The organism is Streptomyces netropsis (assembly GCF_014203545.1).
In the GTDB taxonomy this organism is placed as follows: Bacteria; Actinomycetota; Actinomycetes; order Streptomycetales; family Streptomycetaceae; genus Streptomyces; species Streptomyces netropsis.
Map to the genome: position 1 here is coordinate 566,243 of NZ_JACHJG010000002.1, position 16,641 is coordinate 582,883.

The 16,641-nt window shown below is 73.1% G+C and carries 10 protein-coding genes; 6 read left to right on the forward strand and 4 right to left on the reverse strand.

The genetic code is table 11. The features are described 5' to 3' along the window. Window positions 1-74: 74 nt before the first annotated feature. The 4 genes from FHS38_RS06910 to FHS38_RS06925 all read right to left on the reverse strand — a co-directional run bounded on the left by FHS38_RS06910 (window position 75) and on the right by FHS38_RS06925 (window position 7,726). On the reverse strand, window positions 75-1,673 hold the full coding sequence (locus FHS38_RS06910) for a SagB family peptide dehydrogenase (protein ID WP_184731825.1): 1,599 nt from the start codon (window positions 1,671-1,673) through the stop codon (window positions 75-77). Between the two features lie 77 nt (window positions 1,674-1,750). Continuing rightward, a complete protein-coding gene (locus FHS38_RS06915) occupies window positions 1,751-3,697 on the reverse strand; it encodes a TOMM precursor leader peptide-binding protein (RefSeq protein ID WP_184731827.1) in 1,947 nt (648 codons plus the stop codon). Continuing rightward, entirely contained in the window at window positions 3,690-5,924 is a 2,235-nt protein-coding gene (locus FHS38_RS06920; RefSeq protein ID WP_184731829.1) for a TOMM precursor leader peptide-binding protein, read from the reverse strand. The genes FHS38_RS06915 and FHS38_RS06920 overlap by 8 nt, the downstream gene beginning before the upstream one ends. A 47-nt stretch (window positions 5,925-5,971) precedes the next feature. Beyond that, window positions 5,972-7,726, reverse strand: a complete 1,755-nt coding sequence (locus FHS38_RS06925; protein WP_373301848.1) for an AfsR/SARP family transcriptional regulator — start codon at window positions 7,724-7,726, stop codon at window positions 5,972-5,974. A 497-nt stretch (window positions 7,727-8,223) separates the two neighbouring features. Between FHS38_RS06925 and FHS38_RS06930 the strand changes: the two genes are divergently transcribed. From FHS38_RS06930 to FHS38_RS06955, 6 genes are all read left to right on the forward strand, one after another. After that, window positions 8,224-9,000: a helix-turn-helix transcriptional regulator gene (locus tag FHS38_RS06930; RefSeq protein ID WP_184731833.1), complete on the forward strand. Its 777-nt coding sequence runs from the start codon at window positions 8,224-8,226 to the stop codon at window positions 8,998-9,000. Between the two features lie 238 nt (window positions 9,001-9,238). Further along, entirely contained in the window at window positions 9,239-10,507 is a 1,269-nt protein-coding gene (locus FHS38_RS06935) for a phenylacetate--CoA ligase family protein (RefSeq protein ID WP_184731835.1), read from the forward strand. Then, entirely contained in the window at window positions 10,504-11,808 is a 1,305-nt protein-coding gene (locus FHS38_RS06940) for an MFS transporter (RefSeq protein WP_184731837.1), read from the forward strand. The genes FHS38_RS06935 and FHS38_RS06940 overlap by 4 nt, the downstream gene beginning before the upstream one ends. Further along, window positions 11,805-12,941: a GNAT family N-acetyltransferase gene (locus FHS38_RS06945; protein ID WP_184731839.1), complete on the forward strand. Its 1,137-nt coding sequence runs from the start codon at window positions 11,805-11,807 to the stop codon at window positions 12,939-12,941. The genes FHS38_RS06940 and FHS38_RS06945 overlap by 4 nt, the downstream gene beginning before the upstream one ends. Window positions 12,942-12,946: 5 nt before the next feature. Beyond that, complete coding sequence (locus tag FHS38_RS06950) at window positions 12,947-14,104, forward strand: LuxE/PaaK family acyltransferase (RefSeq protein ID WP_184732231.1); 1,158 nt, start codon at window positions 12,947-12,949, stop codon at window positions 14,102-14,104. Then, window positions 14,104-16,608: an acyl-CoA reductase gene (locus FHS38_RS06955; protein ID WP_184731841.1), complete on the forward strand. Its 2,505-nt coding sequence runs from the start codon at window positions 14,104-14,106 to the stop codon at window positions 16,606-16,608. Before FHS38_RS06950 ends, FHS38_RS06955 begins: the two co-directional genes overlap by 1 nt. The last annotated feature ends 33 nt before the right edge of the window (window positions 16,609-16,641 follow it).

Consider the following 16,641-nt stretch of genomic DNA (forward strand, 5'->3'; position numbering starts at 1 on the left):
TCTCGGGCCGTCGGGTTGCCGGGGGATGTCACGGCGGTGGGTGTCACGGCGGTCTCTCTCCTCCTGTCCGCGGTTCAGGCGATCTCGTAGCGGAAGTCGGCCGTGCCCGGCCGCTCGTGGCCGATCAGCATGACGAGCAGCGGTGCCTCACCGGTCGCCGCGAGCCCCAGCTCCTCGACGAAGGAGAGGTTGTCGAAGCCGAGCGCGACACCGCTGCCGAGCCCCAGCGCGGTGGCGGTGGTGTAGAAGGTCTGGGCGACCGCCCCGATCGTGGCGTTCACCAGCCGGTACCCCCGGTCGCCCACCGCGTCGAGCACGGCCGTGGTGCGCACGGCGGGGACGACGACGGCCCCGGTCTGCTCCAGGTTGTAGTTGGACAGGAAGTAGTTGCGCTGGAGGAACCCGCCCGGCGGACCGGGCTTCACCAGCACCAACTCCCCGGTGGCGGCGTCGTAGGCGTAGGCGCCCGGGGCGATCCCCCGCACGTGGTTGACGAAGACGTACAGCCGGGTCAGCCGCGCACCGCCCGCGCCGTCACCGGCGTCGCTGTCGAGGGACGCGGCGGCGCACGCGGCGAGCGTGGCCGCCAGGTCCTCGCCCTCGACCGGGCGCCGCGCGTCGAACCGGCCGAAGCTGCTGCGACGCTCGCGCAGCGCCTGGCGCACCCCCATCTCCGGCGGCCGCGGATCCGGCAGGGCGAGGCGCTCCCCGTCGGGCGCGGCCGCCACCGCGGCGGGCAGCAGCGCACCGGGGGCGGGGCGGGCCGTGGCGTTCTCGGCGGTCGCCGCCTGGATCCGCCGTACGGTCTCGAAGGTCAGCACCCGCCGGGAACGCTCGCTGTCCTGACGGCGCACGGACGGTGCGTCGCCGGGCACCGCCGCCGGGCGGGCCGCCCCGGGACGCGTCCCCTCCCAGCGGAGCGGGACGACCGCGAAGAGGCCCTCCTCCTCGATCGACACCCCGAGCAGCCGGCCGAGCCGCTCCTCGTCGAACCACAGGGCGGGCTCGACCCGCAGGCCCCGGGCGCGCGCCCAGATGCGCCAGGTCTGCAGGGCGGCGCCGACGTCCATGCTCACCGCGTGCATGGAGAAGCTGTTGTATTTGAAGGCGTTCTGCCAGAACTTCACCCCCAGGACGAGGAACTGGTCGCACTCCTCCAGGAGTTCGGGGTCCGCGAGGGCATCGCGGACCTCCGCGGAGACGTCCCCCGCCAGGAGGCGCTGCATCGCGTGGTGGGTCGTCGAGTAGTGGTACACGCCCGGGGTCAGGGGGCCGGCGGCGCCGGAGACCCAGTAGACGGTGACGGGGTAGAGGCCGCCTCCCGAAGCGGTGCCGCGGGAGAAGTTCGCGTCGGTGTAGCACGGCAGGGACGGCAGATCGGTGTTGGCCTGGACCCCGAGGCGGCGGCCCACCCGTCCGTAGGAGTCCAGCAGCATGCCGCCGAGCAGCGGCAGCGTGAACGGCTCGTCCCGCTCCGCGCGGTCCGGCAGGACACCGGCCCGCACCGTCGCGGTGGCCGGGCAGTCCCCCTCCGGCAGCGGGAAGGACTCGGCACCCGGGTAGAACTTGCCCTTGCGCGGCCGGTCCGACCAGTCGGGCACGAAGCTGACGGGTTCCATGTGAACCCGGCCGCGCTGCATGATCGCAGCCGCGTATTCATGGGCGAAACCCATGGGAACTCCTTGTCTGGGCGTTGTTGGTTGCGGGCCCCGGTCGTCGCGGTGTCACGGGACGGGTGGCATGGGGGGTGTCACGGGAAGGGGTGCGGGGCGGGGTTGAGCTCACCGGGCAGCAGCTCGCGCTCGCGCAGCCCCGCCTCGTACAGGGCCGTGCGCGTCCGGGGCATCCGCAGTGCCCGCTGGCGCCGCCAGCCGAAGTCGATGGGGACCAGCCCGGGGACGAGGACGCTCACCGTGTGCAGCCCGAGGTCCCGTTGCTCGGGCAGGGTCTGGTCGACCACGATCACGTCGAAGCCCGCTGCGGCCACCGCGCCGACGCACCGTTCCACATCGGTCGCCAGGTCGGCCGAGACGGGCAGCACGGGCCGCCCCGGACCGTACAGCTCCGCGACGGCGAGCTTCGGCGGCCGGGGCGCGCCGTCCTCACCGAGCAGGAACGACGCGTGGTGCGCCATCTCCGGGAGCCCGTAGACCAGCGGATGGTCGTGCAGCGCCAGCACCTTGTCGAAGTCGGCGGCCATCGCGCGCAGCCGCGCCCCGTCGCGCTCGGTCCTGCCGCGCAGGTTCACCGCGTCGGTCGCGATCTCGCAGAGGCCGCCGCTGATCGCCGCCTCGGGATCGAGCCCCGCCCCCGCGCCGAAGCACAGGGCGCCGGGCCCGCCGTCCCGGCGGACGGCGACCGCGGTCACCACCGGGATCGGGAACGTCACCCGGGTGTCGAAGAACCGCGCCTCGTACCCGTACATCTCCAGCCGGTCGACCATCTGCCGGGTCCGGGGGTCGCGGCTGGAGTGCGGGTCGATCTCCGGGAGCGCCGCCCGGCCGTACCAGGCCAACAGGAAGGCGTCCCGCTCGATCACCTCCATCAGGCCGAAGTAGACGGCCTCCGCGAGACTGCCGCCCGAGGCACAGCCGTTGGAGCTCTCCTGCACGAAGCGGTTGTCCAGGCCGGGCGTGCCGTAGTACGTCAGCACCTCCGGCACCAGCACCGGGCGCCGGTCCCGCAGGGAGTGACCCCACACCCACGGAATCCGCCGGTCCGTGGAGAAGGGCACCACGTGCGGGTTGTCCCGGTGGAACTCCGCGTCGTACAGGCCGCACACACGCGGGTCCAGTGCCGCCTCGCCCAGCGACTCCCAGGACGCCACCACACCGGTCGTACGGGCCCGGGCCCGCATGCCCGCGGCGCGTTCGAGGCCCTCCAGGATGCCGACGCGCTCGCTGTGCGCGTAGGAGTCGGCGTGGCCGCCCCAGAACGTCTCCCGGAGATAGGCGCCGGAGCGCAGTTCGAAGCATCCGACGGTGGCGGCGGTGGACGCCGAGCCCACGTCGTGCACGACGGCGGGGCCGAGCGCGCCGCAGACCGGGTTGGCGAACGCCTCCGCCGGCAGGTCGTACGACTCGATGCCGCGCAGGCGGAACGAGCCGGGACGGTGCTTGGGCGTCGGCAGCAGCTCCACCGCCGCGGCCCGCGGACTGTCGGGGACGCGCCGCCCGCAGTCGGGGCACTCCGCGTCCGGTACCAGCAGCCGGCGGCTCACCCGGAGCGTCTCCAGGTCGACGAGGTGGACGACGGCGAAGGGCCCCTCGTCGGCCCGGTCGGGCGCCTGAGCCGCCACGATCAGCGCGGCGATCGCGTCGGCCGCGAACGGTGTCGCGTAGGGCGCGACACCTGCCGCCCGGGTGCCGGAACCGAGCTCCAGCGCGTCCCGCAGCGAGCGCCGCCGCACCGACTGCCAACGGCGGGCCAGACACCGCGCGCAGGGCCGCCGCTCACCGCCGGGGCGGGGGAGCGGACCGACCAGCGCGTGGTGACCGTAGAGCTGCACGGGCACGGCCGCCGTGTCGGACGGCGCCGACGGCCCGGCCGTCAGCTCGTCGCGCACGCCCAGCGCCGACACCTCGACCCGCGCCGGCTCGGCACCCTGTGTCCGCAGCGCCCGCCGCACGGCGTCGCCCAGGGCCCGGCAGAACTCCTCTTCGGGACCGGGTGCGTCGGCGGCGCCACCGCTACGCACGGGCCGCCCCTGAAGTGAGCAGCACCCGGGCCGTGGTGATGCCGCCGGCCGCCAGATCGGCCGGGCCGGTGGGCACGGCCAGGGCGTCACGGCCCGCCGCCCGCAGCCGGGCGAGCACCGCGGAGTACGAGGTGCCCGCGGCGCCGCGGGCGGCGCTCTCCCCGGTGACGGCCAGTGTCCCCGGGGCGAGGTCCGCCAGCAGCGGATCACCGGTGTCGGCCGACTCGCCCTCGGGCAGCTCCCGTTCGAACTGGGCACGGCCGAGCAGATCACGGACCGCCGCGGCCGCCGCGGCCCGCCAGCCGAGTTCCCCGGCCACGGCCCAGAGCCCGGCCCCGCCACGCGGGTCGGCGGCGCGGCACAGCAGGACGTGGGCCGAGGAGCGTGCCGCCTCCCCGAGGTCCAGCAGCTCGATGCCGATGCCGAGGTTGCGGGCGGAGGCCAGGAGGAAGACCAGCTCCGCGTCGTCCCCGACGGTCTCCGCCGCCACCCGCGTCACCTGCCCCGAGCCGCGTACCGCGTGCACCAGTGCGTCGTAGGCGAGAGCGGACAGCAGCCCGCGGCCCGCCGCCGCGGCGGCCGTCGGGCCCGTGCCCGTACCGGCGGAGGTGGGGACGTACAGCCGGTGGCGGTTGTACGGGCCGAAGGTGCGCACGGCACCGGCCGGCACGAGCGCCCGCTCCTTGGTGAGCAGCGAGGTCGCGGGGACCCAGTGCGCCACCTGGCCGGGGCCGGCGGGAAGGCCACTGGCGACGGTGTACGAGGCGGGGTCCGGGGCGTGCTCCAGCTCGGCGGCGGTGACGTCCTCGGTGGAGCGGACCGCGGTGAGCGGGGCGACGTGTTCGGTGTAGACGGCGGCGGCCGCGTCCAGGGCCTTCATCCGGGCGCCGGCCACCGTGTGGATGTCGAACGCGGCGATCTGCCGCCGCGCGGTGTGCCCCACGGACAGGCTCACGCTGCCGACCTTCAGCGGGGTCTGGGTCCAGGGCTCGTCGGTGAACCGGTGGAACACCCCGGTGTGCGGGCGGACCAGCACCTGGCGGCCGTTGAGCTCCGCGAGCAGCGCGTCCGGGTCGACCTCCACCGTGGCGGGGGTCTGCCCCGGCCCCGGCAGGGCCTCCAGGGCGAGGTCCTCGGGCGCCTCGTCGTGGCCGGCGCAGAACGGGCACCGCGGGTGCGGCAGCAAGGGCTCCGCGACGACGTCGAAGGAATCGGCGTCCTGGACGATGACCTGCCCGCGCGTCTCGGCGGGCAACGCCTGTGTGGTGAGCCGGAAGATCTCGTACCCGAGGAGATTACCGATCATCGCCGACAGGCTCCTGCCGGGCAGTTCGCCCACCGGCGCCCCGGTCGTGGGCAGGGCCAGCCCGCTCCACAGCTCGGCCGCCGCGCCCGCGTCGCCGTTGGCGCCGAGCCGCAGCACGGCGCAGGCCCAGCAGCCGGTGGTGCCGGACGCCATCAGCGGGCCGACGACCGCGTGGGAGCCGAACATGGAGGCGGGGAGCAGACACGTGCCCTCGGGGACACCGGCGGTCAGCAGTCGCAGCAGCCGCCGGGATCCGGCGGGGCCGCCGGTGACCACGACGGCGTCGTACGCCGCGAGGTCCGCCCAGCCGAGGGTGCCGTCGGCGTCGCCCTCGCCGAGGAGACCGATCTCCACCGGGCAGCCCTCGGCGGCCAGTGCCGACGCCTCGGCACGGACCTCCCCGAACCGGTTCTCCGGGGTGTCGGCGCCGGGCAGCACGTCGATCGACGCGCAGCCGTTGCGGACCAGACCGAGGACGCACCAGCGGGCCACGAGGTCGTCGCCGAGCACCGCCACGCGGGCGTTCCGGAACCGCTCGAAGCGCCGGGGCGCGTCGTCGACGTAGTGGTCGACATAGGCGAGCTGCGCGGCGAAGCGCCGGCCGACCTCGGGGGACAGCCCCGTCGCCGCCTCGTCGGGGGCGGGGGCGTCGCGGGCGAACTTCCGCTCGTAGAGCGTCGTCACCAGGCGGGCGACCATGGCCCGCTGCTTCTCCCCGAGGCCCCGGCAGATGTCCTCGACGCGGTTCTCGCCGCTGAGGTGCGGGACGACCAGGGTGGCGAAGCGGTAGGCGGAGGGGGAATTGAGGTGGAACCCGCCGTGCGCGTTGTGGAACAGGACCCCGTCGGGGGTCTCGGTGAAGAGCACGTCCCGGCGTATGCGGGGCCGGGTCCGGGCGATCGCCTCATAGGCTTCGGACATGTGGAACACCTCTGTGGTCGGCGGCTACGGGGCAGGGGATGGTGCAGTCAGGGGGAGGCCGCGGCGGCGGTGGCCGGCACGGCCGTCCGGTCGCCACCGCCCGGCCGGGCGCGCGCGAACGCCCGGAGCAGCTCGTGCATGTGGTACTCGCCGGCCGGCTCCTCCTCCAGCAACCCGGCGTCCACGAGCCGTTCCAGCGTCTCCTCGGCCTCCTGCGGCGCCACGGCGAGCAGCTGCGCGCCCAGCCGGGCCGTGAGCCGTCGGCGGTCCCAGCGGCCGATCGCCCGGAACGCGTCGGCGAGGAGCGGGTCGAGCCGGTCGAGCGCGGTGGCGAAGACCCTCGGCACCGACAGGCGCGGGTCGCCGGCGAGGGACAGCCGGGTGACCGGGTCGTCCCGCAGCCAGGCCACGCAGTCCGCGACGCGCAGCCGCGGCCGGGTGAGGAGCCGCGCCGCCATGATGGTGAGGGCCAGCGGGAAGTGCCCGCACCCGGCGGCGAGCAGCCGCAACGCGTCCGGCTCCGCCTCGGCCCGCTCGGTGCCCAGGACGGCGGCCAGCAACCGGCAGGACTCCTCCTCGGTGAGGGTGTCGAGCCGGTGCGCCCAGCCGCCGTGCGCGGCGACCAGCCCGGCCAGGCCGAGACCGCTGGTGATGATCACCGCACTGCCCGGGCCGGTCGGCAGCAGCGGCCGTACCTGGTCGGCGTCGGTGACGTCGTCGAGCACGAGCAGCCGTCTGGGGCCGTGGTCCGGCGCGTCGTCCGCCCGGTGGTGCCCCTGCCGGGCGAGTGCGGACGCGATCTCGCCGGGGGAGCGGGGGGTGCCGTCGGGGTGGGACATCGCCACCATGAACCGGCCACCGGGGAAGGCGTCGCGGGTCAGCAGCGCGAGGTGCTGGGCGAGCGCGGTCTTGCCGATGCCGGGGGCGCCCGAGAGCACCACGGTGACGGGCCCGGAACCGCTGGTGGTGAGCCGGGTGACGAGGGAGGCCGTCTCGGCCGCCCGCCCGGTGAAGTGCGGGACGGGCGCGATCGGTGACGCCGTCGGGGGCGGTGCGGTCAGGGCGGCTCGTGCCTCCGTCGGCGCCGGCGGGTCCTCCGCGGGCGGGAGGCCCGCTGCCGTCTCGGCATCGACCGGGGGCGGGGACCCGGCCGCGCCGCGGTCCTCGGGGAGGGGCGAGCCGATGTCGTCGCCCCGCAGAATGGTCAGTTCCAGCCGCTGCAGCGAGGAGCCGGGGCTGACGCCGAGTTCCTCCCGCAAATATCCCTTGACCGCGCGGTATTCGGCCAGCGCCTCGGCCTGTCGGCCGGACCGGTACAGGGCCTCGATGAGCTGCTCGCGGAACCGCTCGCGCGCCGGGTACGCCCGGGCCACGGTCCACAGTTCCGTGATGACCTGCTGGCAGCGTCCCATCGAGAGTTCGATATCGCGGGCGCGTTCCACCGCCCGTAGCCGTTCCTCCACGAGATGCGGAATCTCGTCCCGGCGCAGCACATCGGAGGGCACATTGGCGAGGAACGGGCCTTGCCAGAGGGCGAGTGCCTCCTTGAGTGCCCGGAGTTCTTTGTCGGGGTCCCGTGCGGCGTCGGCGGCTTCGAGCAGTTGCCGAAACCTCATGAGGTCGAGCGCCGCGGTCTCGATCGATATCCGATATCCGCCGGGGACCGACTCGATCAGCGCGTTGGCTATGCCGTACTTGACGAAGATGCGCCGCAGACGCAGCACGCAATTCTGCAGAGCGGCCTTTGCCGAGGCGGGTCGCTCGTCGCCCCAAATCGCGCTCTGTAGGAACTCGGTCGACACCACGGAGTTATGGCGGAGCAACAGGGCGGCAAGCAGAACCGTCGGCTTCGAGGGCTGCAGCACGACACTGTCACAACCGTCGGTAATACTCAACGGCCCGAGAACCTGGAATTGCATTCCGAAGTGCCTCCGCGGATCTGTACGGCTTCGTACCTCGCCCACGGCCCCCGCGTACCGGTCCGGACCTGCGGACATGATGCCAAGTGGGAGGTGGGCGGTGCCCTGTGCCGCCAGAGTGTGCACCAGATCGTCCACCACTCGCAGTACCGAGAGTGTCAGTGACGGTTCTATGCTCGATTGCGGAAGCAAATAAGTATTGGCCTCAACTACCGCGTAGCGCATCGCCCCTGTCCTTTACTTGCCAAATGTTGGCGTGTTCTGATGTTGATCATGTAGATATGACCTGCGACGGCGAGCGAAGAGGGGCAAGCGGAATGACGGAGAGTCAGGGGTGCGTCACGGGGGCGCGGGCCTATCCGCGGACCGGTGAAGAGCCCATGAGCCGACTGCTCCGCGCCTGGCGGGCCAGGGTCGACCGTGCCTCCATACCTGAGTTGCGGGGGCCCGGCTACCGGTCGAGAGGGCGGTTGTCGCAGGCGGACGTGGCCCGTCTGACGGGTGTGAGCGAAGGCTGGTACCGGGCATTGGAAACCGGTGCGCACCGCGATTTCTCCGACGCCTTTCTGCTGCGCGTCGCGGCGGCACTGCATCTGAACGAGACCGAGACGCTCACGCTCTTCCTCGGCATCTCCGGCCGTCGGCCGCCCACCGATCCGCCGCCCACGCACACCACCTTGGACCCGGCCCTGCTGGCGCTGCTGCGTCACCAGGCGCCGCATCCGGCCTATCTCACCGACGCCGCCTGGAACGTCGTCGCGGCGAACGCGCCCATGGCCGAATGGTTCCCCTGGGTCAAGGGGCCCCGCCCCAATCTGATGCGCTGGGGGCTCACCTCACGGGAGGCCCGCGAGCAGGTGCTCGACTGGGAGGAGAGCTGCGCGCGGGTGTATCTGGCCATGCTGCGCGTCGCGAGCTGTCAGGACCAGGGCAACACAGAGCTCCAGGAGCTGCTGCGGGAGGTCCTCGCCGCCGATGCCGTCTGCCGGCGGATCTGGGCGGAGGGCTACGAGGTCGCCGAACACCACGACGGCCGCCGGTTCCGGCTGCGCCTGCCGTGCCATCAGGGTGCGGAGGTCCTCGTCACCACGCAGATGTTCCTTCCCCTGCAGTCGCCGGGGCTGCGCTTCGTGATCGTCACACCGCTGACCCCGTGAGCTCCCCGAGGTTGGCGCTCTCGTTCGTACACCGTTAAATCATTGCCATTTCAGGCCATCTGTGTAAGAAGCGAAGGAAGGATTGCGGTATCTTCTTCGATGTTCCGGGGGGAATGACCGTGCGTCAGGTGTGACGCCGTCGCGATCCCCGTCGAACACTCGTAGGCAGGAGGCGGGCTCTGAGACCCGCCTTGCCGCGCACTCTTGCCCTTCTCGTCTTCATCCAGACAAGGCCTTCATGCCCGTCCATCAGCTCTCGGACCTCATACGTTTCGCCCGTCACCACTCGCCGTTCTACGCCGAGCTCTACGCCGACCTCCCGCCGGACGCGGACCGCCTCGCGGACCTTCCCGTCGTGGACCAGAGCGCGTTCTGGCAAGCCAACACCCTCGGCGACAACCGCGTATTGACCGCGCCCCTCGCCGAAGCGACCGTCTTCAAGACCGGCGGCACCAGTGGTGCGCCGAAGTTCTCCTGCTACACCCGGGAGGAGTGGCGGGAGTTCGTCACCGTTTTCGGCCAAGGTCTGCTCGACGCCGGCCTCCGCCCCGGCCACCGGGTCGCGGACCTCTTCTACGCCGGGGAGCTGTACGCCAGCTTCCTGTTCATCCTCGACTCGCTCGCGCACGCCCCGGTCGACAACGTCCGGCTGCCCATCGGCGGCGGCGCCCCGCTGGAGTCGACGATCCCCACCCTCCAGGACTTCGCCGCACAGGTCGTGGCCGGCACCCCGACCACCCTGTGCCGGCTCGCCGAGCACCTGATCTCCATGGGCCTCTCGCTTCCCGACGTGGAGCTGCTGCTCTTCGGCGGCGAGGCGCTCTTCGACGACCAGCGCCGCCTGCTGGCCGCCGCCTTCCCCAACGCCGAGGCCCGCTCGCTCGGCTACGCCAGCGTCGACGCCGGACTGCTCGGCTGCCCCGTGCCCGGCCCCGACGCGCGCCTGCACCGCGCGTTCACCCCGCACTCCGTCGTCGAGATCCTCGACGAGACCACCGGCGAAGTGATCCACGAGCCGTACCGGCCGGGTCGCGTCGTCGTCACCAGCCTGTTCCGCCGCCTCATGCCGATCATCCGCTACCCCGCGGGCGACCGCGCGGAATGGACGGACACCGAGGGGTACTTCCGCATCCTCGGCCGCGCGGAGGAAGGGGTCCGCGTCGGACCCGTCTCGCTGTACTCGCAGGACGCGCAGGCCGCCGTCACCGCCGCCGACACCCAGGGCCGCGTCATGGGCTCGCAGCTCGTGGTCCGCCGCTGGGACGGCCGCGACGGCCTGGTGCTGCGCCTGGCCACCGCTCCGGGCGACGACGACCCGGCGGAGCTCGAGGTCCTCGCCAAGGAGATCATCACCGAGCTGTACACGGCCCGGCCGCTGTACCCCGACAGCGAGCGCGCCGGATTCGTGCACCCGCTGACGGTCGAGTGGGTGCGCCACCGCGACCTCGCCGTCAACTCCCGCTCGGGCAAGCTCGTCCGCGTCATCGACGAGAGGCCGACCGCATGAGCGCCCCGACGACCGACACCGGCCGCACCCGGCCGCTCGTGCTCCGCAACCGCGCGTTCGGCACCGTATGGCTGGGCCAGGTACTCACCCAGGCCGCGGTGCGGATGTTCCAGGTCGGCGTGTCCTGGTGGCTCGTCGCCTACGCCGTGACCAGCGGACGGGGCCTCGCCTCGGGGCTGTTCATGGCGGTCAGCACGCTGCCCGCCGTGACCCTCGCCCCCGTGGTCGCCCGGGCCGTCGCCCGCTTCGCGCACCGCTCCCTGCTGCGCACGGCGGCCGGCGCCGCCGGCGCCACCGCGGCGGCGCTCGCCGTCTGGGCCTGCGCGAGCGACCTGCCGCTCGCCGCCGCGTACGCCGCGACGCTGGCGCTCGCGACCTGCCAGGCGTTCTTCGACCCCTGCCTCACCACCTCCGTGCCCGAGCTCGTCGACGACGAGGACATCGAGGCCGCGACCGGCTTCGAGCTGTCCACCCAGTCGCTGGCCAGCCTCGGCGGGGCGCTGCTCGGCGCCCTGATCGTCGACCGCGCCGGGGTGGCGGGGCTCGCGGTCGGCTGCGCCGCCGCCTATCTGTGCGCCGCGGCGCTCATCACGACCGCACGCTTCCGCACCTCGCCCGCCGAGGACGCCGAGGCGGCCGGTGAGGGCGCCGAAGCCCGGCGGACGCTCCGTCAGGTCCTCGCCGACCTGCCCTTCGTCCGCAAGATCCTGGTCTGCTTCGCCGCGGCCAACCTCTTCACCACCGCCGTCTTCGTCGTCATCCCGCTCTACACCAAGTCGGTGCTCCAGGGCGGCGGCGGCACCGTGGCCCTGCTCGAAGCCTCGCTCGGCGCGGGCACCCTGATCGGCTCCTTCACCGGCGCGCGGGTACCGGGCCGCCCCACCGTCGTCGGCTCGGTCTGCCTGGGCACGATGGCCGTCGTCCTCGCCCTGCCCGGCCTGATCGCCGAACGGCCCGTCATCGCGGGCTGCCTCGCGGTGGCCGGCTGGTGCGTGGGCGTGATCGGTGTCCGCTTCGTGGCCCTGTTCCAGCGGCTGGTCCCCACCTCCGACAAGCCCGCCTTCTTCGCCGTCATGCAGGCCCTGCTGGGTGCGACCTTCCCCGTGGCCTCGCTGCTGTTCGGCCTGCTCGGAGACCACCTCTCCGCGCAGACGCTGTGCCTGATCCAGGCGGCCGGGCTCGTCCCCGCGGCCTGTGCCCTGGCGCTGCTGCGCGAGCGCGCCACCACGACCGACACCGAGGCGGCGGACGCGCCGGCGCAGGAGACCCGGCCGCTGGCCGACGCGGGGGGACAGCGATGACCGCCACGATCGAGACGGCGGCCGCCGCCGACATCGCCGATCTGCGCCAGCTCTACTACGCCGTCTACGGACCGCACTACCCCGTCGCGCTCGGCACCGACCCCGCCGAGATGTCCCGCCTCATCGCGGACCCGCACTCCCTCTGGCTCGTCGCCCGCTGCCCGCGGACCGGCGGCCTGGCCGGATCGGCGGCCATCCGCAGCGAGGCCGGCAGCCGCACCGGCAAGCTCGAGGGCCTCGCCGTCCACCCCGACCACCGGGCGGCCGGACTGGCCGGGACGCTGACCGAGGAGCTGTGCGCGCGGATGCTGGACACCGGGCGGCTGGACTCGGTGTACGCCACCGTCCGCACCGTCAGCACCGGACCGCAGCGCGTGGTCTCCCGCAACGGCTTCCGTCCACTGGGCATCCTGCCCAACGCCGTGGACCTCAGCAGCCGCGAAAGCCTCGCACTCTACGCGCGTCACTCCGACGGGATCCTGGACCGGCGCCTCCCCGTGCCCGAGGTGCCCGCACCGCTGGCACCCCTGCTGCGCACCGTCGAACGAAGCCTGGGCATCAGCTACGCCGGCACCGAGGCCACCGCCCCGCTCCCCGCGCCCGCCGAACCGACGGCGGCACCGCTGGAGATGATCGAGGCACCGGCCTTCGTCCGGCGCCGCTTCCGCGAGCGCTTCCCCGACGCCGCCCAGTGGTTCTACCCGCTGCACACCCCCAACGTGCTGCTGATGCCCGACGACGGCCGCTTCGAGGTGTACGCCTACCTCAACCGCACCGGGGGCTACTGCGCCCTGGTCGCCGCGCACCCCGCCCCGGCCGACGCGGCCGCCTGGCTGGAGCCCATCACCCGGACCCTCACCCGCGCCGGCGCGGGCTACGTCGAAGCGCTGCTGCCGCTGTCCCAGCACGGCCTGCTCTCCGCCTGCCTCGCCCAGGGCTTCATCCCGAGCGCCCTCTACCCGGCGATGCGCCCCGAAGGCGACGGCTTCACCGACTACGTCGTGATGACACGGACCACCGAGCAGATCGACTTCCGCGGCCTGGCCGTCGACGAGCCGCTCCAGCCCTACCTGGACGCCTACGTGTCGGCCTGGGCGTCGACCTACCTGCCCACACTCGAGGTTGCCCCATGAATCCGATGAATCCCCACCTCGCTCCGGTCGACGTCCCCGACCCGGCACTGCTGCCCCGGGTCCAGGAACTGTGCGACCTGACCGACCCCTACGCCGTCGGCCCCGCCGAGGACGAGCTGTTCGCCGCGGCCATGGCCGAGATCAACGCCTGGCACGGCGAACGCTCCCCGTTCTTCCACAGGCTCCACGAGGCCACCGAGGAAACAGCCCGGGCCGGGGCGTTCACCGCCCCGCTCGTGCACGCGAACTTCTTCAAGCGTCACGAGGTGCTGTCCATCCCCCGTGACGACGTCCATCTGCACCTGACCTCGTCCGGCACCACCGGCCAGAAGTCGCAGATGTTCTTCGACGAATGGACCATCCGCTCCGCCCAGCGCATGGTCGCCCGCATCTTCGACCGCAACGGCTGGATCACTCCCGACCAGGAGGTCAACTACCTCCTCTCCAGCTACCAGCCCGCCCCCGACCTGAAGCTGGGCACCTCCTTCACCGACAACTACCTCTGCGACTTCGCGCCCGCCCGGCAGGTCGAGTACGCCCTGCGCAACACCGGCAACGGGCACGAGTTCGACCCCTTCGGAGTCATCGCCGCGCTGCGCCGCTACGCCGATGACGACGTCCCCGTCCGCATCCTGGGCTTCCCCGCGTTCATCTGGTTCACCCTGGAGCGGATGCGGGCCATGGGGCTGCCGCCCCTGACGCTCCCCGAGGGCTCGCTGATCCTCTTCGGCGGCGGCTGGAAGGGCAACGCGGACCAGCAGATCGGCAAGGACGAGCTGTACGGCCGCATCACCGAGCAGCTGGGCGTCCCCTCCGAGCGGATCCGCGACACCTTCGGCTCGGTCGAGCACTGCATCCCCTACATCGAGTGCGACCACCACCGCCTGCACGCCCCCGTCTGGTCCCGGGTGTTCATCCGCTCCACCCGCACGCTCGAGCCGCTGCCGTACGGCGAGCGGGGCTATTTGCACCTCGTCTCGCCGTACATCACCTCCGTACCGGCGCAGAGCGTCGTCATGGGCGACCTCGCCACGCTGCACCCGGGCGAGGAGTGCGGCTGCGAGCTGAACACCCCCTGGTTCACCCTCCACGGCCGCGCCGGAGTGAGCCGCAACAAGAGCTGCGCGGTGGCCGCCGCCGAACTGATGAAGGGCATGTCGTGATGACCGAAAGCGTGCAGCACCACTACTGGCAGGGCGCGTTCGTCGACGACGAGGAAGCGGGCCGCCGCCTGGCCGGCCTGCCCGCCACCGTCGAGGCGGCGCTGGCCGAGCCGCTGGACACCGAGACCGTCCTCGCCGCCTGCGAACAGCTCGCGGCCGCCCTGCGCGACCCGGCCCACCCCACCCACGCCCGCCTGGCGAAGCACCTGGCCGAGGGGGAGGACACCGCCGTCCTCACCGAACTGGCCGCCTTCCTCAGCCGGCCGGAACTGACGACCAAGCTCCGGCGCGAGCTCGGCGGCACCAGCCCACAGCGGCTGAACCGCCCCGACGCCAAGGAGACCGTCTACGAAGCCTGGGCACCCGTCGGCCTCGTCGCGCACATCGCCCCCGGCAACGCCGCCACCGTCGCGCCGCTCAGCCTCGTCGAAGGACTGCTCGCCGGGAACGTCAACGTCCTCAAGACCAGCAGCGCCGACACCCTCCTCGCCCAGCACCTGCTCGCCGAACTCGCCGCCCTGGACCCCACGGGCGCCATCGCCGAGCGCGTCATCGTGCTGCGCTTCTCCTCCTCCCGGCAGGACTGGCTGAGCCTGATGTGCGCCCCCGCCGACGCCGTGGCGGTGTGGGGCGGCGAGAGCGCCGTCGAGGGCGTGGCGGCCCATGTGCCCTCCGGCTGCCGCCTGGTGGAGTGGGGCCACAAGATCTCCTTCGCCTACCTCACCCGGGACGCCTGGCAGGACCCGGCCGCCCTGGCCGCCCTCGCGACGGACGTCTGCCTGCACGAACAGCAGGCGTGCTCCAGCCCGCAGGTCGTCTACCTCGACACCGAGGACCCGGCCGAGGTCTTCGCCTTCGCCGAGCGCTTCGCCGCCGTCCTCGGCGGCATGCCGCCCGCCGAACGCGAGGACACGACGCCCGCCGAGGAGGCCGAGCTCACCACCACCGAGCTCATCGCCCGCCTCGAGGAGCACCTGGACCTGACCCGCGTCATCGCCGCCCCCGACGGCTCCTGGCGCGTCATGGCCGACATCCGGCCGGCCCTCACCGCCTCCCCGCTGCACCGCAGCGTGTGGGTCAAGCCCCTGCCGCGCAAGAACCTCCTCGGCACCCTGCGCCCCATGCGTCGCTATCTGCAGACCGCCGGCATCGCCGGAAGCCGCACCGACATCGCCGAGCTGTCCCGTCTCGCCCTGGCCGCCGGGGCCACCCGCGTCACGCCGCTCGGCCGGATGCTGGGCGGCTACTCCGGAGAGCCGCACGACGGCGTCTACGCCCTCCAGCGCTACAGCCGCCGCGTGGCCGTCCAGGCCGACGAGCGCTTCGCCACCACGGCCTGCCTCGACGACCTGACCCGGCCGGTCTCCTTCCCGCCGCCCACCGGACCGCTGCTCGACAAGGCCGCCGTCCAGGAGCTCAACGAGAACGTCGACCGGCGCGACGCCGAGCTGTACTTCCGCAGCGGCGGCAGCACCGGCAAGCCCGCCCTGTCCCTGTTCACCTACGACGACTACGACACCCAGATGCGCGCCGCCGCCCGCGGCCTGCTCGCCGCGGGCTACGACCCGGCCCGCGACCGCACCGCCAACCTCTTCTACTGCGGCGGCATGTACGGCGGCTTCATCAGCTTCTTCTCCATCCTGGAGCGGCTGGGCGGCACCCAACTGCCGATGGCCGCCGGCCCCGACCACCGCGTCACCGCCGAGGCACTGGTCGCCCACGAGGCGGACACCCTCTTCGGCATGCCCTCCTACCTCTGGCAGCTCCTGCACGAGCAGGCCGACCTGCTGCGCTCGTACGGCGGCATCCGCAAGATCTTCTACGGGGGCGAGCACTTCACCGCCGAGCAGCGGCGCACCCTCACCGAGACCTTCGGTATCGAGACCATCCGCTCCATCACCTACGGCAGCACCGACCTCGGCCCGCTCGGCTACCAGTGCACCGAGTCCACCGGTGGCGTCCACCATCTGCACGCCGACCTGCACACGATGGAAATCCTCGACACCGAGGCCGACCGGCCGGTGCCGCCCGGCGAGACCGGCCGACTGGTGTTCAGCACCCACGCCCGGCGCGGCCAGAACCTCGGCCGGTACGTCATCGGCGACCTCGGCCGTGCCCTCCCCGGCCCCTGCGCCTGCGGCAACCGGTCACCGCGCTTCGAACTGCTCGGCCGGGGCGGCGACGTGATGCGAGTGGCGGCGTACTTCCTCAACTATCGCCGCTTCGTGGCCATCGCCGAGCAGGACTGCGGCTACCGCGGCGAACTCCAGGTGCTGCTCGCCCGCACCGAGGTCCGCGAACAGCTCACCGTCCGCGTCGAGGCCACGGACACGGCGGGGCCGCGCGAACTGCGGGCGGCCTTCCTGGCGGGCTACGAGGAACTGCGCTCGGCCGTCGACGACCGGCTGCTCGACCTCGTCGTGGAGACGGCCGACGGCGCCGACTTCGCCCGCACGGCGACGAGCGGCAAGCTGCGCGCCGTCGTCGACGGCCGACAGGGCTGAGCCGGACCGGAAGTGGCTTCGGCGGACCCCGAC